The following is an 18,234-nucleotide window of genomic DNA, read 5'->3' as shown; positions in this document are numbered from 1 at the left end:
CGCTGAGCGTCGCGCCGACATCACCGCTTACAATGTGCGGCACGCCCCACTCCCGGGCGATGAACCGTCGTCGATCATGGAACAAATACTTAGCTTGCGCGCGTTCGTTGCGGTGGCCGACCGGGGTTCATTCTCCGCCGCAGCGCGCATATTGAACGTCGTACCGTCTGTCGTCACGAAGCGCATCAATGAACTTGAAGCGTCGATCGGTGCGCCGTTGTTCCTCAGAACTACGCGATCCGTCACCACAACGCCGCTGGGAGCCGATCATCTCGAGCGCGCGAGGCAACTGCTCGACGATCTGGACGCGCTCATCGGAGAACCGTCTGTCAACGCTGAAGATACCGAGGGCCGTTTGAAATTGAAGGTCCCGTCCGCACTCGGGACCCTTCGACTTCGAGAGGCGTTCGACACGTTCCAACGCCGCTATCCGAAGATCGATCTGGAGATCGCCCTGCTCGACCGGCATATCAGCCCCGTGGAGGACGGTTTCGATCTGGCAATCGGCGTGGTTCAGCATCATCCGGGAGGTGTGGTCGAAGAGGTCCTCCGTCCGCTGCAACGTCTGATGTGTGCTTCCCCCGACTATCTGGCGCGCCGAGGAACACCGATGCATCCGCGTGAGCTGACAGGCCACGATTGCATGACGTTCTTTCCAACGCAGACGGAATGGGTGTTTGAAAAAGACGGTGCCGTGCTCAGGTTTGCCCCACAGCCCAAGTTCACCTCGAATGACCTGCTCTTGCTGCTGAGCGCCGCAGTGGATGGAAACGGCCTGACTCTCATGCCAGATTATGTCGCCGAGCAAGCACTAAAGGCGGGAACGCTTGTTCAGGTGCTGACGGACTGGACTGTGCCGCCGGGTGAAATCCTCGCCATTATTCCGAAACATCGCGCTGCCGATCACGCCTTGCGTGCCCTGGTCGACGTCATACGGGAAGCCCTAGGCGGGCATTCTGCTCAGCCACTCGATCAGGCCGCGGATTCGCGGTAAGTCGACTTTGGTGTCAGGGACCGACGCCGTGACCCATGTCTCCACAGGGGCATAGTCGCTCATCAGCGGTATCAGCGTCCCTGCTGCAAGCGCCGGTCCGCAAAGGTACGTCGGCAAGAGTGCAATCCCCTGCCCGCGTGTTGCCGCGTTCAGAATGCCCTGACCGTCGGCACTCATGAGGCGCGGTGTCACGTCGACAGTCACGGCCCGTCGATGCGCACGAAACGTCCATTTCTTTCCAACCGAATCCGGCGCGAGTGTCCAATGTCGTTGCAGCTCGCGCGGATGCGACGGCTGCCCATGCCGCGCCAGATAGTCAGGGGCTGCGCAAAGCACAAAGCGGCAGACGAACAGCGGGATCTCCGTCACGCGCGGATAGGCACGCGACTGGAAATCGATGCAGATGTCGAACCCCTCCTCGTCCGGATTCACGGAACGCTCCAGCAGGACCACTTCCATGCGTAGCCCGACATGAGCTTTCAGGAACGAACTGAGTACGGCCGCCAGTCCGCCCTCGGCAAGCTCCGGCGATATCTTGATCCGGATCAGCCCCGCCGCACCGGGGCTTTCCTGACGTAACGACGCCATCAGATCGTCGAAGTTATGGACCAGCGTCTGAAGACTCGGAAGGATTCGCCGACCCCCTTCCGTCAACGTCACGCTACGTGTGGTGCGCTTGAGCACCTCGAGCTTGAGGTGCCACTCCGCCGCGTTGACGCGCTTGATCATCACCGACGGTGACGTACCGGAGCGCCGGGCAGCTAGAGAAAAGCTCTCGCAATTCGCCACCAGGACCAGCGAACGAAGGCTTTCGAGAAGATCCATGATTATTCGCGATATGGAATAAGTCTTGCGTCAATTTAGGCGATTGTAGTGGATTCATTGCAAAGCTACCATCGCTTCAATTCCTACATTTCGCGAGACACGCCATGCTGTCGTTCAAAACCGCCGAGACAATTCTCGAGCCGGCAATCGCTACCCCCGTGGTCGGTAAGTTCGATGTGATCGTTCTGGGCGGCGGCCCCGCTGGCATGACGGCGGCGGTCGCCGCTGCACGCGCCGGTCACACCGTCTTGCTGGTGGAGCGCTACGGCTTTCTCGGGGGGATGGGCACGGCCGCCGGTGTCACCAATTTCTGCGGCCTCTATGCCAACGTCTTCGGCGAGATTCGTCAGGTAGTGCATGGCGTGGCGGATGATTTCCTTGCCGGCATCGATAAGCTTGGGGGACTGAACGCCCCTCACCTGATTTTCCAGAAGACGTACGGACTGGCCTACGACACGTCGGCATTCAAGATGGCCGCAGACGAGCTCCTGCTCGACGCCGGCGTGGAGATTCTTTTTCACGCGCTGGCGGTCGGGGTCATCATGAGCGACAGCGAAACGATTCGCGGCCTCGCTCTGGAAACCAAATCGGGGCGTGGCATCGCGCTGGCCAGCATGTTCATCGACTGCTCGGGCGATGGCGACCTTGCCGCATGGTCTGGCGTCGATTACGAAACCGGGGACTCGACTGGCAATACCCTCTATCCCTCGACGATGTTCCGCCTGAACAGTGTCGACAGCGATCGCGCCGTCGCCGCGTCAAAGGAGATGGATGCCCGGATGGCCGAAGCCGAAAAACACGGGTTCCGATTCCCCCGAAAGACGCCGATCGTCAAGCCGCAGAAAAACAGCATCGAGTGGCGCGCCAACGTGACTCAGATTGCCAATGAAGACGGTACGGCGATCAATGGCGTCGATGCCATGCAACTGAGCGCCAGCGAGATCGAGGGACGTCGGCAGATTGCAGACGTGTTCCGTTTCCTGAGGACGGTACCGGGATTCGAACGGTCTTACATCGTGGATATTCCTCCGCAGGTCGGCATTCGCGAAACCCGGCGGATTGTCGGCGAGTATCAGTTGACGGAGAACGATGTCCTTGAATGCGCGAGCTTTTCGGACACGATCGGCGTGAACGGCTGGCCGCTGGAACTGCACGAAGCCGGCGATGTGACGTTTCGCTGGCAACCGATTCCGGAGTCTCGCGGCTTTAATCAGCTTCCCTATCGCATGTTGGTGCCGCATCGCATCGACAACCTGCTGGTCGCCGGTCGTTGCGCATCGATGACGCATGAGGGCCAGTCGGCGGCGCGCGTCTCCGGTGCGTGCTTTGTCATGGGGCAAGCGGCCGGCACGGCTGCGTCGCTGGCCATTGCGTCCGGATGCTCCCCTCGCAACATCGACGTAACGCGGCTTCAGGCCGAGCTTGAGCGCGACGGCGCCTATCTGGGCCGCGATCTCTGATCGGGCTTCTACATCCAGGCAAAAGAATGGTGTCGCCAAGGCACCCAAGCCAGAACGGGCAATACGGGTCATGCCGTGCCCGCCGCAGGAGACAACAATGCAGGCCATCAAGACGAGCGGACCGAACGAGTCCGCTATGGATTCGCAGGTTCAGCATACGGGCATTTATCGCTGGGTCATTCTGGCCTTCGCGTGGGGAGCTTTGCTCCTGACGTTCGTCGATCGTTTGGTGTGGGGAAGCTTGTCGGTGCCCGTCGGTCAGGCACTCGGCATGTCGTTGGGCTCGCTGGGCATCTTCGTGACCGCCTTCTATGTCGGTTACGTATTGTCCAATGTCGCTGGCGGCGTCGCGAGCGACTGGGTGGGTCCACGCCGGGCGCTTGCGCTCTCCCTCCTGCCGCTGGGCATCTGCACATTCCTGTTCGGGCATATCCAGTCGGTGTCGCTCGGTATCCTGCTTCAGGCGCTGATGGGGCTTGCCGCCGGGTGCGACTATGCGGCGTGCGTGAAGCTCGCCGCGACATGGTTCGATCGTCGGCATCGCGGTCGTGCCATCGGGTTGCTGATGACCGCAACGTCGCTCGCCGTGGTGGTGACCAACGCCGTCGTGCCCAAGCTTCTGGAAATCCAGTCGTGGAGCCGAATCTACGAACAACTCGGTGTCTTGACCGTCGTATTCGGTCTGGTTTGCTACGCCGTCGTGCGTGACGGCCCGCTGGAGGGACAGAACGTTCCAACGACGCGCAATCTTCGCCAACTGCTCAGGCACCGGGACATTCTCCTGCTGGCGCTCGCGGGCTTCGGCTCGATGTGGGGCACGTGGGGATTCACGTTCTGGGCCAACGCGCTGATGATCAAGGGCTACGGGCTGTCGGTCGCCGCCGCGGGAAGCATCACCGTGTTGTTCGGGGTTGGCGCCATCGTCTCGAAACCGCTGATCGGTCTCTTGTCGGACTGGCTCGGCGGGAAGCGAAAACTGCTGGTGATGATCTGTTTTTTGGGTTTCTGCGTGGCGCTTCTGGTCTTCGGCCAGCTTCACTCCATCGAGCAGTTTCGGCTGATTGCGCCACTGCTTGGCATCGCAGGCTTCGCTTACAGCCCTTTGCTGGCCGTCATGATCGCGGAAACGGCGGGACCCTCTGCGGCCGGCTCGGCCACAGGGTTCACCAACGCGTTCTGGCAACTCGGCAGCGTCGTTGTGCCGGTCGTTGTGGGCATGGTGTTCCAGTCGACCCACTCATTCTTCTTCGCGTTCATCACACTCGCCGCCGGGCCAGCGCTCGCGTTGCTTTGCCTGATTCCTGTGCGCGAAGCAACGCGATCCTAGCGATCATGGCGCGGATGCCCGGAGCCTTCCCTTGCTAGTTCGTCGGCAGATACTTGCTGAAATCTTTGTCGAGCGAGGCCAGTGACTGATCGATCGTCTGGCGGTGGGTGTCAATCCACTTGCCGTCGGCGTCGAGTTCCCGATCGGTACGCGCCAGCATGCGTTTCATCTCGGCCGGTTGCGGACCGCCCGATGTCGCCCGATGCATGACGATAGCCACCGGGTCGAGCGTCGCACGGAACTGGGATTCGGTCATCGGCAACTCGCCCCCGCTGACGTTCATCTCCGTCAGCGTCTGCTTGAAGATGCGCTGTGCCTCTGCATACGGGAACTGGCTGGGGCGAAGATCATGAGCCTTCGCGTAATCGACGATCTCCGACGCAAAGTGGTGCCCCACCCGGAACGGCAGCCCGTGCTCACGCATCAGCACATCGGCGATTTCCTGCGCTGCCGTCCAGTCGCTGTCGAGTTCGTCGAGCGCGCGTTGCGGATCGATCACCAGGGCGTTGAGCACGCGGTCCCAGCGCTTGAGCAACGCCGTGGTCCGATCCATGACCGCCATGTTCTCGTCGATGTGCTTCACATCGCTCATGCCCGGCGGAATGTTGTGCGCCGTGATGGCGCGCCCCACGCCAAGGGTGACAACCATCGACGCCGCCGTGCGGGTGTCGTTGAGCAGCCCCGGATTGCGCTTTTGCGGCATTGCGCTCGACACATAGGTGTTGCCGCCGCCTTCGCGCAGCAGAATCCACGGACGCGGCTGCGCATACTGCACCATCACGTCCTGCACGAACGCCGATGTGTGCAGCGCGATGCTCGTCGCGAGCGCACCGATCTCCACAGGCAGGTCCGTCGCGGCGATCTGCGCGGCGTCGTAGGCGTTATCGACCTTGTCGGCAAAGCCGAGCGCATGGGCCATCCTGTCGCGATCCAGCGGCCAGCTCGTGCCGTTGAGCACCGTCGTTCCCATCGGGGACAGATCCACTCGTGCGTACAGCTCGTGCAGACGTTGCGCGTCGCGCTGAAGCCCTGCCACATGGCCGAGCAGGTAATGACCGTAGCTGTTCGGCTGGGCGGCCACGCCATTGGTGTAATTGGGGACGATGGTCGCTTCGTACTGTTGCGCAAGCCGCCGCAATGTGGCCGTGGTGGTGCGCAACTGCGCAGCGAGCACGAGCAGGCGATCGCGGTACATCGCGGCACGCACCGTGGCCAGCATGTCCTGACTGGAGCGGCCAGCATGCAGCAACGTCGCCTCGACGCCCGCTGCCTTGATCAGCAACGGCTCGAACGTGATGACCAGATCCGGACGGGCGCCGCCGGGCTGATCCCCCGCGCTCAGCACCGTGTCGAGTCCCTTGGCGATGTGCGGCGCAAGCTTCGCGTCCAGCAAGCCCTGACGGGTGTTGATCACCAGCGACGCCTTGTTGATCTCACCCAGCCAGTAGAACGCGTCTCGCTGGGGCGCGACGTTCGTTGCCGTAGCGGTCGCGGTTTGCGCCATGGCCGGCGCGGCAAGCATCGTGGTGAGGCAGAGTCCCAACCCGGCAATTCGTTTCTTGCGCACTGCGTGTCTCCTGATCGTCGAGGCGTCCGAAGGGGGATCGGCGCCGGCATTTTCTGTGCAGGCGCTAACCATACTCCGGTCGACGTCAGACCGCCACTGTGACGAATTTGCTCATCAGATACGGTTCGATGGCGTCGGGGCCGCCTTCTTCTCCGTACCCGGAGTCACGCACCCCGCCGAACGGGACTTCGGGCAGTCCCAACCCGCCGTGATTGATACTCGTCATGCCCGCGACGACGCGTCGACTGACCTCATGGATCGTGGCGGCCGAGCGGGAAAACGCGTAGGAGGCCAGCCCGTACGGCAGGCGGTTCGCTTCCGCTATTGCATCGTTCAGGGTCTGGAATCGGTTCACTATCGCCACGGGGCCGAACGGTTCTTCGTTCATGATGCGCGCCGTGATCGGTACGTTCGTCAATACGGTCGGCGCAAAGAAGTAGCCCGGCCGGTCGAGTCGTCGGCCCCCGAGCCGAAGCGTGGCCCCGTGGGCGAGAGCATCCGACACTAACGCTTCGAGCGCGTGAACCCGTCGCTCATTGGCCAGCGGCCCCATGCGCGTCTGTGGGTCCAGTCCATTGCCGACGGCGATGCTGCCGGCGAGATCCGCGAAGCGCTCGACGAACGCGTCTGCCGTGTCGTTTTGCACAAGGAAACGCGTCGGCGAAGCGCAAACCTGTCCGGCATTGCGAAACTTGGCCGTGGCGAGCGTTTGTACCGTCAGCGCAAGATCCGCGTCGTCAAAGATCAACACGGGGGCATGACCGCCCAGCTCCATGGTGGAGCGTTTCATGTGCTGACCGGCAAGCGACGCGAGATGTTTGCCGACGCGCGTTGAGCCTGTGAACGAGACCGCCGCGATATCGGGGTGCGGGATAAGAAACTCGGAAATGTCGCCCGGCACGCCATAGACAAGATTGATCGCGTGATCCGGGACACCCGCGTCGAGGAAGGCCTGAATCAGTGCGGCAGGCGACGCCGGCGTTTCCTCGGGCGCCTTGACGATCACGGAGCATCCTGCAGCCAGTGCCGCCGCCAGCTTGATCGCTACCTGGCTGACCGGGAAATTCCATGGCGTGAATGCGGCCACCTGGCCCACTGGCAGTTTCATCGTGTACTGCATGACATTGGACTTGCGAGGCGGGATGACACGTCCGAAGTTGCGTCTGCCCTGCTCCGCCAGCCAATCGGTCACATCCGCCGAGTCGTGAATCTCGGCCACTGCCTCGGCTAGCGGTTTGCCTTGCTCCCACGTCAGCAGGTGCGCGATGGCGTCCACGCGCTCGCGAAGCAACGTTGCCGCCTTGCCCAGGATGAGCGCGCGCGCTTGCGGCCCGGTCTCGTGCCACTGCGCAAATCCCTTGACCCCGGCCTGTACGGCACGCTCGAGGTCAGAACGCACTGCGCTCGCGACCGACCCGATCGACGCCCCCGTTGCCGGATCACGCACGGCGATCTGCTCGCGGTCTCCGCCCTCGCGCCAATCGCCTGCGATGAAGCATTTCACGTCAGGATAGCGTTGCGGGCTGTCTTCACGCTTCATGAAGCCATCTCCTTCGATGACATCAGCCGTCCACCGGCTGCAATTCGCCCGTCCGACGGGCATCTGACGTCAGCATCTCTTCGCACAGCGCCCGCACGATCGTATCGGCATCCACCGTCTGTCGGGAGAGGATGCCCGATCGCGGCAGCACGTTCGTGTAATAGTGCGCCCCCTCCACCACGAAACCAGTCGCCCACAGCCCGCGTTGCGGGTTGCCATACCGGTCTCTGACGCGCATGTCTTGCGTGATGTCGATGCCGCCGGCGTGATACGTCCCGTTCATGAACGGCCGTATCACCCCCCTCGCAAGCAGATGGATGGCCAGCGCCGAATCGTCGGTCAGCGGCGAGTAGCGATCGGTACGTGCGGCGATCACGACGTCGACAGCGGTGCTTTCCTCGTAGGACGCCTGATCCACGCAAACCCGAAAGGTCCAGTCGTCGGCCATCTCTATTCGAGTCTTCGACCCGCCGGCGACCTGAAGCACACCAGCCTCAAAGAGCGCGAGCCATTCCTCGTTGCGTATCAGTGGCGGGCCGAACGAGATCCGGTTGATGATCGGGTTGAACGCTTCGAGGAAGTACTTGTGCGATTCGGGCGACATGCCGCCGAATTCCAGAGTGGCCCGCAAGGCGTCGCGCGCATCGCGAAGCACATCGGTCGCGGCCTTGAGTCCACTTGCGCAATTGCCCCGGTAGGCTTCATCCAGGTCGTATCTCATGGTGCCGAGGAACCACTTCCGGAAATCGTCGGGGTCTCGAAACGTCTTGTCCCGTATCGGCCAGAGGATGTCGTGAACGATCCGAACCTCCTCCTCGGTCGGAGAAAAGCGGGCCGGATCCACCTCTACGCCGCCTTCGGCGGCACGATAGGCGAGCGCCATCTCCTTGACGATCAGCGGAAATATCTCAGACTGAAAATCCACGCCGGCGCGTCCTGCCTGCAATGCGCGCCGACGTAACTCTCTCGCCGCCTGCGGCGTGAAGAACCGGCACTCGTATTGTCCCCGCTGCCCCTTTTGATTGACCCCGCGCGCCGCAAACGGCAGCGTGTGCCGGGACCCGACCCAGATTTTGGGCTCGCGGCCAGACGGCTGGTACACGAACCTACCGTCCACCGTGCGGTATTTTCCACCCCGGCCGATCGTGAGCGCGGACACCACGTCGTGGGCGGTAAGCCCTAGCCCGCGAACGGCCACACGCGCACGCGAATCGATGGCGTCGAGCTTTTCTACCGGATAAGGCGCTTCGATATAAGCCAGATGCGGGTTGTTCGACCGTCCCGCCTGCGCAAACGCGGCGAGCTTCCGGTCTTCTTCGTTCGATGCGCGCTGGATATGTCCCGTTGCGAGCACCACGAACTGGGCGCTGAGCGCGTCACCGTTCGTCAGACGCACAATGTACTGGCCGTCATGCGGCCAGATATCGACCGCGCTGGCGCGAACATGGCGAACGCGAATACTTTCCGGAAGGGCCGCCAGCACTTCACGTCCGAAGGCGGACAAGTAACGTCCGAGCAGGGCGCGCGGCAAGTGATTCCGCTCGCTTAGCGGCTCGCCGCCGGGCGCAATGGCAATCTCATACCCTTGTGCGAATCGCCGGTAGCCCTGATCGACGACCCAATGCAGAAACGACGGCTTGCGCTCGCCACCCAATGGTCCGTCCGGTGGATACATCGTGATCTGTGCCGCCAGTGTGTTGATCATCAGGTGACTGGCCTGGGAGGCACTGTGCGCGCCCTCTCCCAACTCGCCGGGGTCGATGACGACAACGTCGAGTCGCTGTCCGCGCGGCAGTTGACCGCCATAAACCACGAGTCGTTCCAGAATCGATAGCGCGCGCGCTCCACCGCCAACGATGGCAAGCCGAAAATCCGCCATACGGCACCCCTCAACGCAATGACGTCAATTTCACGAAAGTCCCCGACGAGCCGACGGCCCTGCTGGCTATCCCAGCGAGGCGAACGTTGCCGGTCGCTTCTCCGCGAGTGTCGGCGCGGGCAGACGGCCGGTGCCTTCGGAAAGCGGCGTGAAGTCACGGGCGGCAATAAATTCGGGGCGCGGGCTGTCCGTGGCGGGCAAGGCATTTTCGACACTGTTGTAAGTGACGTAGACCATCGTGCGGTCATACGGCGACATGTTGGCCGAAGATGCGTGATAGACATTCGGATGGAAGAACATGACTGACCCGCGCTTGAGCTTGGGCACGGCAACGCCGTGTGCCTGCGCGAGCTCGGCGATCAGGCGTCGGTCGGCCTTGTACTTCATGTCTGCGCCGAAGTACTGCTGCCATCCCTCCCCCTGGGTGTCCCGGATATCCACGGGATACTCCCCGTCCCGGTGCGAGCCGGGAATAAACATGAGCGGGCCGTTGAACTCGTAAATGTCGTCGAGCGTGATGCAGGCCGTGACTGCCCGCGGCTCGCGCATCTGGTCGGCATCACGCCAGAACGTGAAGTCCTGGTGCCACTCCCATCGCTCGCCGACGAAGGCGAACTTCGCATTGATCTTGAACTGATGCACATACACGCGGCTGCCGAGCAATTGTTCGGCCGGACGGAGCAATTGCGGCGTGCGAATCAGCGCAGAAAACACCGCGTTGCGCAAATGCGAACCATTGACTGCGCGCGGTCGTTCTTCCTGTCCCTCCGGAACGGTGCCCGCTCGCTCCTCTCCCAACTCACGCATGGCTTCGGCTTTGAGCAGCGCCATTTCGTCCTGAGTGAAATCGTCCTCGACGATCAGCAGCCCTTCATTCTCATATCGCGACATCTGAGCCTGTGTAAGTTCCATTCGATCTCTCCGGGAGGCGCTTCTCGTCGATCTGGACGGAAGGCGGGGCGATGCAATTTATTGGAAGTTCGATGAGATGCCAACGGCACTCCGCTCTCACAATAGGACAAAAGAAACACAATTGTTAGGATTGCAACTAAAAAATTCTCCGCCAGTGAAATCCGGGTCAGATGGCAAATAATTAAAATATTCACATTCTCTGAATCAGATGAAATTGGAGTGAATAAATCGTCATAACTGTCGATGACGGCAACAATATCTCGATAGAAAAATACGGCGAATGCAAATCACAAAAAAATGATATTTCGCATTTGACTTTTGCAAAATCGTCGCCCTATTCTTTGAAACATCGCTCGCGTTGATTCGTTATTTATTCGTCATCCTTAATATTGAAAACTCGACCTATTAAATTTAAGAGTCGAGTGAGGAGCACACCATGCTGCTGGAGACGTTGCCCCCACAAGTCGAACAGAATGCGTCATTGCGTATCGATCCTCTGCTGCAAATGCTTTGCCGCGCCGCGGCGCTAAACGCCGACAAGATCGCGGTGATAGACGCTAAGGGCGCTTACACCTATGACCAGGTCTTCGCGTCGGCCAGAGCGTTTGCGGCAGTACTGCGTGACGCGGGCATCGGCCCCGGCGAGACCGTTGCGCTATCGATGCGAAAGGAAATGTCGTATGTCCAGGCCGTCCTGGGATGTCTGCTTTCCGGCAATGCGTTCTTGCCTATCGATCCGATCTATCCGTCGGAGCGCAAGCACTACATGATCGAAGACGCGGGCGCGGTGGCGTGTGTCATCAACTTCGAAATGTGTCACCGCATCGACGCCGCCGTGCTGTTGGACATGCGGGATATCCCGGCGAATACCGTGCCGTCGAACGACTTTCCTAACACGCTTCGTACGGCCTATACGATCTATACGTCGGGGACCACCGGACGCCCCAAGGGGGTGCCGATTGCCTCGACGGCGCTCGCCCGGTTTGTCGTCGTGCAGGGCGAAACACTGAACGTCTCGCGCGATAGCCGTTTTGCGTCCGTCTCGTCGATTTCGTTCGATATGTCGATATGGGAGATCTTCATGGCGCTTTGCCATGGGGCATCGATCGTCATGCTTGACCGAGAAACCATTCTCGACGGAAGAAAGTTGGGCGCCGCACTGAAGTCGCATGCGGTCAGCCACGTACTGATGACCCCCTCGATGCTGTCGCTACTGCCTGCCGACACCTACCCGGCGTTGCGGCATGTCGTGTCGGCTGGCGAGAAGTGCAATCAGCAGACAGTCGACACCTGGTCCCCCGTCAGTCATTTCTACGACGCGTACGGCGCGACCGAAGCCACCATCTACACGACCATCGTCCGAAAGACTCCCGATACGCCGCTGACATGCGTGGGCAGCGCCATGACCGGCAGCGAAATCGTGATCGCCGACGAGCGCGGCGAGTCGCTCCCGACGGGAGATATCGGCGAGATATGCATCGTCGGCAATGCCGTCTCCGCCGGATATCGCAATCGTCCCGACCTCAATGCCCGTGTCTTCATCGCGCTCGATGGCAAGCGTGCCTATCACACCGGAGACATCGGCTATCTCGACGCGCAAGGCCGCTTGCATTGCAAGGGGCGCGCGGACCGGCAGGTGAAGTTCAACGGGTTCCGGATCGAACTCGAAGAGATCGAGCGCGTGGCGAATGAAACGGCGTTCACGGCGGCGTGCGCAGCCACGCTGCATACGACCGCTTCCGGCAAGACGTTTCTGTATCTCTTTGTCGCGCCTCGCGAGCCGTCCGCGTTCTCGACCGACACGTTCCGTGATGCGCTGCGTAGGCGCCTGCCCGGCTTCATGATGCCCAGCCGGATCTTTGCCGTCCCGGAGATCCCCGTGACCTCCAGCGGCAAGGCCGACATTCCCCGTCTCATGACACTGACCCAGGAAGGTTGACGATGAACCATCTCGCAGATCCCGTCTCCACAGTCTCCACCGATGCCATCGACCGGATGCACGCCATCTGGCGCCGCATACTCGACCATGACGAGTTCGGCCCGGACGATAGTTTTTTCGACATTGGCGGCCACTCGCTGCTTACCACCGAGTTGGCCATCGAAATCGAAAACGAGTTTCGGGTCGCCATTCCCGTCGACGCGATTTTCGATCATCAGACGATCGCTGAACTCTGTGCCTTTGTGAGTCATCGCAATCCGTCGTAAATCCCTTGTGAAGATTTGCCAATCCGGAATGCAGGAGATCAAGAAAATGGTAAACGCCAAAACAATCAGAGAGCGCTTCTTTCGCGATGGATTTTATGGACCATTTCCGGTCTACGAGCCAGAAACGGCAAAGACGATGCTGTCTTCGATTCGTCGCCAGAGTCAGAACATGAGTCGGGCGATATTTCAGAACAGCTGCAATTACGACCGCCATTTCGATATCGACGAACTCGCCTCGCACGTGGAGAACGACGTCATCGTGTCGCATGCCAGGGCGATTCTGGGCGACAACCTGCAATGCTGGCGCTCGGAGTACTTCCCGAAGTTTCCGGGGGCGAAGGGCACGGAGTGGCATCAGGTCGAGAAGTTCCAGTACACCACCGGATCGCCACAGTTGCAGCCCATCGACGGCAAACCGGGCGACGTTCCGTTCGAATTGACGGTCTGGACCGCTTTCACGGAATCGACCATCGACAACGGCTGCATGAAGTTTCTGCCGGGCTCGCACCGCACGAAATACTTTGACGAGTCGCTGGAGCCTGTGACCGGGCGAAACGAACGATACGATCCGATTTCAGCAGACAAGACGGCGTTCTTCGGATACAACTTTGCCGAATTCAAGGTCGATCCGTCGTGGGAACCGAACGAAGACGAGGCGCATTCGATGATCATGAAGCCCGGAGAGGCGGTGATGTTCATGGCCAAATGCGTGCACGGCTCACACCCGAACATCACCAAGAACAAGACGCGCTTTGCGATCACCACGCGATACGTGTCGACAGATGTGCTCGTCTATCCCGGGCAGGATCAGTTCGTCGAACACGGCGGCTTCTTCGATCTGAGCCAGTACGGTGTGGTGCAAGTCGCGGGGCAAGATGCGTTCGGGCACAACCGGACACGAAGTTCGACCAATACGGGGTATCGGTTCCGTCCGGCATCGCTCGGGTAAGTCGCCATGCAAGCTGCAGGCGCGTTCGCGGGCCGCGTCATTCTCGTGACGGGCGGCTCAGAGGGTATCGGCGCGGGCACCGTCGAGGCGATGGCGCGTGAAGGTGGCATCGTCCACGCCGTTTCGCGCTCGCCGGATGGCGAACGCATCGCCTCGCGCCTCGTCGCGCAAGGGCTGGCGGTGTCCTGGACGCAGGCGGACGTTGCCGAACCGGCGGCTTGCGCAGCACTGGTGCGTGATGTGGTCGATCGATTCGGGCGGCTGGATGTTCTGGTCAACAACGCCGGCAACCGTCCGGCGACATTGCGGCGGGACATCGGCTCGCTCACGGACGCCGACCTGCATGAAGCCCTCGCGACGCACTTGCACGGCCCCTTCAATCTGTCCGTCGCGGCATGGCCTCATATGGCGTCACAGCGATATGGGCGCATCCTGAATTTCTGCTCAGGGCATGTCTTCGGTTCGCTCGACGATCATGGCCTGTTGCCTTTCGGGATCGCCAAGGCCGGCATCATCGGGCTGACGAAGATGATGGCGACACCCGCCGCCCGTTGCGGGATCGCCGTCAATGCGCTCTTCCCCGCTGCGCTCGACTCGCACTGGAATCGCGTCGAATGGCGAGTGATTTCCGAGCAGGAGGAACAAGCGCTGGCCGATGTGTGTTCCCACCGCGACCTCTGGCCGTTTATCCGCTGGATATGCGGCCCCGAAGCCTGCAATGGGGAAATGTTCAGCGTCTGCAATACCAACCTGACGCACGTGTTCGTCGGCGACAGCGAGAACTTTTCATATCCGGCTTATGCCGACATGAGCGCCTGTGTCGGCGCTGCAATGGCGTCGGGCGACTATTACCGTCCCCGCTCGGTGGGGCAATTCTTCAGCCGCCACCTCGGCGCGGCGCGCAGCAAGCGCCTTTTTCAGCTACTCACGCATTTCGCGGGAAGCGGCCAGACGTCCCGGTGACGTCTCCCTGATCGTGTCTATCGCCATTCAACCAACAAGGCTGTGCCATGTGGCTGATACAAGTCGCTGTCGTCATCACCGTCTGCTACGGTTGCGGCGCGCTCGCCGAGCGTATGGGGCAATGCAAAGTCATTGGCGAGATCGCCGGTGGCATTCTGCTTGGCCCGGTCGCACTGGGGGCCGTTACCCCTTCGCTTCAGAAGCAGTTATTCACGCCCGACGCCGCGTCCCTGATCGGCCAGCTCGGTGAGGTTGGTCTGGCACTTCTGATGTTCGAAATCGGGCTGGAACTCAGCATGCCTTCCCGTCGGGCAGTGCTTGGGCCGGCGTTGATCGCGATATCCGGCATTGCGCTGCCGCTTGGCGGAGGCATCGCAGTGGCCTGGATCTCCTACGACGTGCTGGCTGCACATCAACCGTTTTGGCCCTATGTTCTGTTCTGCGGTGTCGCCCTGTCCGTGTCAGCCGTGCCCGTCATGGCGCGTATTGTCGGGGATCTGAATCTGATCCGCCATCCGGGCGCTTGCGCAGCCTTGTCCGCAGCGATGGTCGGTGACCTGCTCGGGTGGTGTGCGCTATCGGCCATCGTGTGCTTCTCGCACGTCGATGCCAGTTGGCGGGCGCTCGGGGTGGATATTGCGCTGCTTTGTGCCTACGTCGTCGCCCTGAGCGCGGCATCGAAATGGGGACTCACGCCGCTGCTCACGCGCCTGCTGGCGCGAGGCTGGTCACGCGGCACGGTGACCATGCTCGTGGCGTTGGTGTTGCTCTCGGGCTGGATCACGTCAGCGCTCGGCTTTCATAGTGCGTTCGGTGCCTTGCTCCCCGGCATTCTGTTGCGTAATGTGCCGGGTCTGCGAGAGCAGTTTCAAAGGCTTTTGGGCGGATTCGTTCATACGATCCTGATGCCGTTATTCTTCGCCAATGCCGGTTTGCACATGCAGATGTTCGACGGCGGCGCCAATGGGCAATGGTATTGGCTGATCGCGTTTATTGTCGTGGGTTTTATCGGGAAGTATCTGGGGGTATTCGCCGGCGCCCGAATGGTTGGCTATTCGCGCGAAAATGCCACTGTCATTGCGACCCTGATGAACGCGCGCGGGCTAATGGAATTAATATTCCTTTCGATTGGGCTGGAACTTCGAATTCTTCCCGCCAATGTCTATACCATGCTGCTGATTTTCGCATTGTTTACCACCGCAACGACAGCACCTCTATTACGGCGTAGCATTCAGCCGGTGACGGCCGGGGCAAAAGGGTCGATATAAAACCGACTAAAAGCCTTTCTCCGGTTCGATGGACGCCGATTGCAAGTTATTGCATGATGGCAATTCCGCTGTATTCATACAGGAGGAAGATATGGAGACCGAGAGAAGTTTCCCGAATACCGACGGCGCGCTTGCCAACCTGCTGACGAGCACCGGGACACACCAGCCCCTCATCGAGACCATTGTGCGGGGTGTCGAGCGATACCGGATTCCCGGTTCCATGGACTGGGCCGCGACGCAGCGCTCGCTCGACAGCGGCGACGGGCAGTGGAAGCTGTCGGCCGTGCTGGTGGCTATCGTGGCGCAGTCGGAGCCGAGCGTCCTCCTGACGACCCGTTCGTCCGGATTGCGTGAATACTCCTCGCAGGTGAGCTTTCCCGGCGGCCGGCCGATGGATGAGGATGGCAACGTCGGCACTACCGCGTTACGGGAAGCGTTCGAGGAAATCTGCCTTGCGCCGGGTGCGGTTCAGGTTGTCGGTTGCCTGCCGATTCACAAGACCCGCAAGCGTAATCACGCCATCGTGCCGGTCATCGGTCTGATACCGGAGACGGCCGGCTGGGAAGCCGCGCCAGCCGAAGTCGAAGAGGTCTTCGAGTTTCCTCTGTCGACGCTCCTGAAACCGGAGCTGGCGAAACAATATGTCGACGGCGAGCGCGCGGGCTCATGGTACTGGGCCGAGCAGAGATACGACATCTGGGGCGTTACGGCCGTCATCCTGAAGTCGCTCTCCGGACTGGTGCACGGTCAGGACATCAGCGACAACCTGAGCCGCAGATAGTCCGGTCTGACGTCCATCGTCAGACTCCCCTCCCCCCATAAGGCGCGCGCCATGTCGATTGCCGATAAGACCGGTGAAGCCGGTGAAGCCAGTGAAGAAGGATTTGAAGTCCCCCGACGTTACTTTGCGGCCCTGGCCATCCTGCTTGGTGTCCTCATGTCGTCGCTGGACAGTTCTATCGTCAACATCGCGTTGCCGACGATTTCCACCGATCTTGGCGTCAGTGCGGCATCCGTCATCTGGGTGGCGAACGGTTATCAGGTCGCCAGTGCGGCCACCATGCTGATCTGTGCTTCGCTTGGATCGAGAGTCGGCGAGCGGCGCTTTTACGTCATCGGGCTGGTGTTGTTCACGATCTCGTCGTTAGGTTGCGGACTCGCGACGAGCTACATGATGCTAGTCGTGATGCGCGTGATTCAGGGCCTCAGCTACGCGGTACTGATCAGCGTCGGCTATGGCCTGTATCGGGTGATCTTTCCTCCCGCATCGCTCGGCACCATCTTCGGCATCAATGCCCTGACGTTTGCCGTCGGCACTGCCCTCGGCCCCGCGCTGGGCGGGCTGATCGTGTCCTACGCGTCGTGGCCGTGGCTCTTCTACATCAACCTGCCGCTGGGGGTTGCCGCGATTGTGTTCTCGCTCATGTCGCTAGGAAAAGACACGCACAGGGAGCGCGGCTTCGACATCTCCGGCGCGCTCACGTCGGCTGTGGCATTTGGCCTGTTTGCGCTTGCCGTCGACCAGATCGGGCGATGGAACAACGTCACCGTGCTAGTGCTCGGCGCAGTGTCGGCGTTTCTGCTGTATTTGTTTGTCGCCATCCAGCGGCGCGTGAAACATCCTCTGCTGCCGCTGGACATATTCCAGTCGCGCCGCTATTCGTTTGCGGTGCTCACGTCCGTGACGATGTTCGTCTCACAAGGCATGGCGCTGGTCGCGTTGCCCTTCGTGTTGCAGCACACCTACGCCTACAGTGTGCTGGAGTCGGCATTCCTCTTTACGCCGTGGCCGATCACCGTCGCCATTTGCGCCCCCATTGCCGGCCGGTTGACCAATCGCTTCAACGCGACACAGGTCTCCAGCATCGGCGTGCTGATTTTCTGTCTGGGAATCGGTTCTCTGGTGTTTTTGCCCGAGCAGCCCCGCGTCATCGACTTTCTCTGGCGCGTTGCCGTGTGCGGCATGGGATACGGATTCTTTCTCCCGCCGAACAACAAGGAGATGTTTGCCAATGCCGCAAAGAACCGCACCGCCAGTGCGTCCGGCGTGTTGTCCACGGCGCGAACCACGGGGCAATCGCTCGGCGCTGCACTGGTCGCCGTGGTCATGGCGCTGGCCGGTGGGGTGAACGACGGTCCAGGTCAACACTTTTCCGCGTATGTCTTCGCACTGGCGTGCGCGATTGCCGCGTTGTCGTTCATCGCGAGCATGGCCCGCGTGTATCGGCAGCGGTATCAGGCAACGGCTTCGTGATCACGTCACCGTCCAATTCGGTAGCGCGCGGATCGTCACGCCCTGATCGGCGGGCATGACCCCGCGCGAAGAACAGCGCCCACCAGAGGTT

Annotated in this window: 15 protein-coding genes; 10 read left to right on the top strand and 5 right to left on the bottom strand. The window is 61.1% G+C overall.

Features of this window, described 5'->3' with window-relative positions; genetic code table 11:
* Positions 1 to 76 precede the first annotated feature (76 nt).
* A complete protein-coding gene (locus C5N93_RS24115) occupies positions 77 to 994 on the top strand; it encodes a LysR family transcriptional regulator (RefSeq protein WP_242561219.1) in 918 nt (305 codons plus the stop codon).
* On the opposite strand, the gene C5N93_RS24110 is transcribed toward C5N93_RS24115, so the two are convergent.
* Complete coding sequence (locus C5N93_RS24110) at positions 944 to 1,819, bottom strand: LysR family transcriptional regulator (protein ID WP_242561218.1); 876 nt, start codon at positions 1,817 to 1,819, stop codon at positions 944 to 946. The two genes, C5N93_RS24115 and C5N93_RS24110, sit on opposite strands and share 51 nt — an antisense overlap.
* 104 nt (positions 1,820 to 1,923) lie before the next feature.
* Here C5N93_RS24110 and C5N93_RS24105 point away from each other — a divergent pair, with 104 nt between their 5' ends.
* Both C5N93_RS24105 and C5N93_RS24100 read left to right on the top strand, forming a co-directional pair.
* Entirely contained in the window at positions 1,924 to 3,279 is a 1,356-nt protein-coding gene (locus C5N93_RS24105) for an FAD-dependent oxidoreductase (protein ID WP_242561217.1), read from the top strand.
* A gap of 136 nt (positions 3,280 to 3,415) precedes the next feature.
* Positions 3,416 to 4,606, top strand: coding sequence for an MFS transporter (locus tag C5N93_RS24100; protein ID WP_242561216.1), 1,191 nt, complete (start codon positions 3,416 to 3,418; stop codon positions 4,604 to 4,606).
* Between the two features lie 34 nt (positions 4,607 to 4,640).
* On the opposite strand, the gene C5N93_RS24095 is transcribed toward C5N93_RS24100, so the two are convergent.
* The 4 genes from C5N93_RS24095 to C5N93_RS24080 all read right to left on the bottom strand — a co-directional run bounded on the left by C5N93_RS24095 (position 4,641) and on the right by C5N93_RS24080 (position 10,504).
* Entirely contained in the window at positions 4,641 to 6,110 is a 1,470-nt protein-coding gene (locus tag C5N93_RS24095; RefSeq protein WP_242561402.1) for a lyase family protein, read from the bottom strand.
* Between the two features lie 148 nt (positions 6,111 to 6,258).
* A complete protein-coding gene (locus C5N93_RS24090; RefSeq protein ID WP_242561215.1) occupies positions 6,259 to 7,713 on the bottom strand; it encodes an NAD-dependent succinate-semialdehyde dehydrogenase in 1,455 nt (484 codons plus the stop codon).
* A 22-nt stretch (positions 7,714 to 7,735) separates the two neighbouring features.
* On the bottom strand, positions 7,736 to 9,592 hold the full coding sequence (locus C5N93_RS24085) for an FAD/NAD(P)-binding protein (protein WP_242561214.1): 1,857 nt from the start codon (positions 9,590 to 9,592) through the stop codon (positions 7,736 to 7,738).
* A gap of 66 nt (positions 9,593 to 9,658) precedes the next feature.
* Positions 9,659 to 10,504: a phytanoyl-CoA dioxygenase family protein gene (locus C5N93_RS24080; protein ID WP_242561213.1), complete on the bottom strand. Its 846-nt coding sequence runs from the start codon at positions 10,502 to 10,504 to the stop codon at positions 9,659 to 9,661.
* 436 nt (positions 10,505 to 10,940) lie between these two features.
* On the opposite strand from C5N93_RS24080, the gene C5N93_RS24075 reads away from it, so the two are divergent.
* The 7 genes from C5N93_RS24075 to C5N93_RS24045 all read left to right on the top strand — a co-directional run bounded on the left by C5N93_RS24075 (position 10,941) and on the right by C5N93_RS24045 (position 18,143).
* Positions 10,941 to 12,443 carry an amino acid adenylation domain-containing protein gene (locus C5N93_RS24075; RefSeq protein WP_242561212.1) on the top strand — a complete coding sequence of 501 codons (1,503 nt, stop codon included), beginning with the start codon at positions 10,941 to 10,943 and terminating at the stop codon, positions 12,441 to 12,443.
* 2 nt (positions 12,444 to 12,445) lie between these two features.
* Complete coding sequence (locus tag C5N93_RS24070; protein WP_150720175.1) at positions 12,446 to 12,709, top strand: acyl carrier protein; 264 nt, start codon at positions 12,446 to 12,448, stop codon at positions 12,707 to 12,709.
* Between the two features lie 28 nt (positions 12,710 to 12,737).
* Entirely contained in the window at positions 12,738 to 13,658 is a 921-nt protein-coding gene (locus C5N93_RS24065) for a chlorinating enzyme (RefSeq protein WP_347403325.1), read from the top strand.
* A 6-nt stretch (positions 13,659 to 13,664) separates the two neighbouring features.
* The gene (locus tag C5N93_RS24060) at positions 13,665 to 14,621 is read left to right on the top strand and encodes an SDR family oxidoreductase (protein ID WP_242561210.1); all 957 of its coding nucleotides are present in this window, start codon (positions 13,665 to 13,667) and stop codon (positions 14,619 to 14,621) included.
* Positions 14,622 to 14,668: 47 nt separating this feature from the next.
* Positions 14,669 to 15,889, top strand: a complete 1,221-nt coding sequence (locus C5N93_RS24055) for a cation:proton antiporter (protein WP_242561209.1) — start codon at positions 14,669 to 14,671, stop codon at positions 15,887 to 15,889.
* Positions 15,890 to 15,980: 91 nt separating this feature from the next.
* Positions 15,981 to 16,670 carry a CoA pyrophosphatase gene (locus C5N93_RS24050; protein ID WP_242561208.1) on the top strand — a complete coding sequence of 230 codons (690 nt, stop codon included), beginning with the start codon at positions 15,981 to 15,983 and terminating at the stop codon, positions 16,668 to 16,670.
* Positions 16,671 to 16,721: 51 nt separating this feature from the next.
* The gene (locus tag C5N93_RS24045) at positions 16,722 to 18,143 is read left to right on the top strand and encodes a DHA2 family efflux MFS transporter permease subunit (protein ID WP_242561207.1); all 1,422 of its coding nucleotides are present in this window, start codon (positions 16,722 to 16,724) and stop codon (positions 18,141 to 18,143) included.
* Positions 18,144 to 18,234 lie beyond the last annotated feature (91 nt).

It is taken from the genome of Pandoraea sp. LA3, from assembly GCF_022696215.1.
Taxonomy (GTDB): Bacteria; Pseudomonadota; Gammaproteobacteria; order Burkholderiales; family Burkholderiaceae; genus Pandoraea; species Pandoraea capi.
Note: the sequence above shows the minus strand (reverse complement) of the source record. Positions and strands in the feature narration are given on the sequence as shown.

Excerpts from the sequence above, each read along its gene's own strand:
- C5N93_RS24045 (WP_242561207.1), top strand. The coding sequence starts at position 16,722 with ATGTCGATTGCCGATAAGACCGGTGAAGCCGGTGAAGCCAGTGAAGAA.
- C5N93_RS24090 (WP_242561215.1), bottom strand. The coding sequence starts at position 7,713 with ATGAAGCGTGAAGACAGCCCGCAACGCTATCCTGACGTGAAATGCTTC.
- C5N93_RS24070 (WP_150720175.1), top strand. The coding sequence starts at position 12,446 with ATGAACCATCTCGCAGATCCCGTCTCCACAGTCTCCACCGATGCCATC.
- C5N93_RS24100 (WP_242561216.1), top strand. The coding sequence starts at position 3,416 with ATGGATTCGCAGGTTCAGCATACGGGCATTTATCGCTGGGTCATTCTG.
- C5N93_RS24105 (WP_242561217.1), top strand. The coding sequence starts at position 1,924 with ATGCTGTCGTTCAAAACCGCCGAGACAATTCTCGAGCCGGCAATCGCT.
- C5N93_RS24085 (WP_242561214.1), bottom strand. The coding sequence starts at position 9,592 with ATGGCGGATTTTCGGCTTGCCATCGTTGGCGGTGGAGCGCGCGCGCTA.
- C5N93_RS24095 (WP_242561402.1), bottom strand. The coding sequence starts at position 6,110 with ATGGCGCAAACCGCGACCGCTACGGCAACGAACGTCGCGCCCCAGCGA.
- C5N93_RS24065 (WP_347403325.1), top strand. The coding sequence starts at position 12,738 with ATGCAGGAGATCAAGAAAATGGTAAACGCCAAAACAATCAGAGAGCGC.
- C5N93_RS24060 (WP_242561210.1), top strand. The coding sequence starts at position 13,665 with ATGCAAGCTGCAGGCGCGTTCGCGGGCCGCGTCATTCTCGTGACGGGC.
- C5N93_RS24075 (WP_242561212.1), top strand. The coding sequence starts at position 10,941 with ATGCTGCTGGAGACGTTGCCCCCACAAGTCGAACAGAATGCGTCATTG.
- C5N93_RS24115 (WP_242561219.1), top strand. The coding sequence starts at position 77 with ATGGAACAAATACTTAGCTTGCGCGCGTTCGTTGCGGTGGCCGACCGG.
- C5N93_RS24050 (WP_242561208.1), top strand. The coding sequence starts at position 15,981 with ATGGAGACCGAGAGAAGTTTCCCGAATACCGACGGCGCGCTTGCCAAC.
- C5N93_RS24080 (WP_242561213.1), bottom strand. The coding sequence starts at position 10,504 with ATGGAACTTACACAGGCTCAGATGTCGCGATATGAGAATGAAGGGCTG.
- C5N93_RS24110 (WP_242561218.1), bottom strand. The coding sequence starts at position 1,819 with ATGGATCTTCTCGAAAGCCTTCGTTCGCTGGTCCTGGTGGCGAATTGC.
- C5N93_RS24055 (WP_242561209.1), top strand. The coding sequence starts at position 14,669 with ATGTGGCTGATACAAGTCGCTGTCGTCATCACCGTCTGCTACGGTTGC.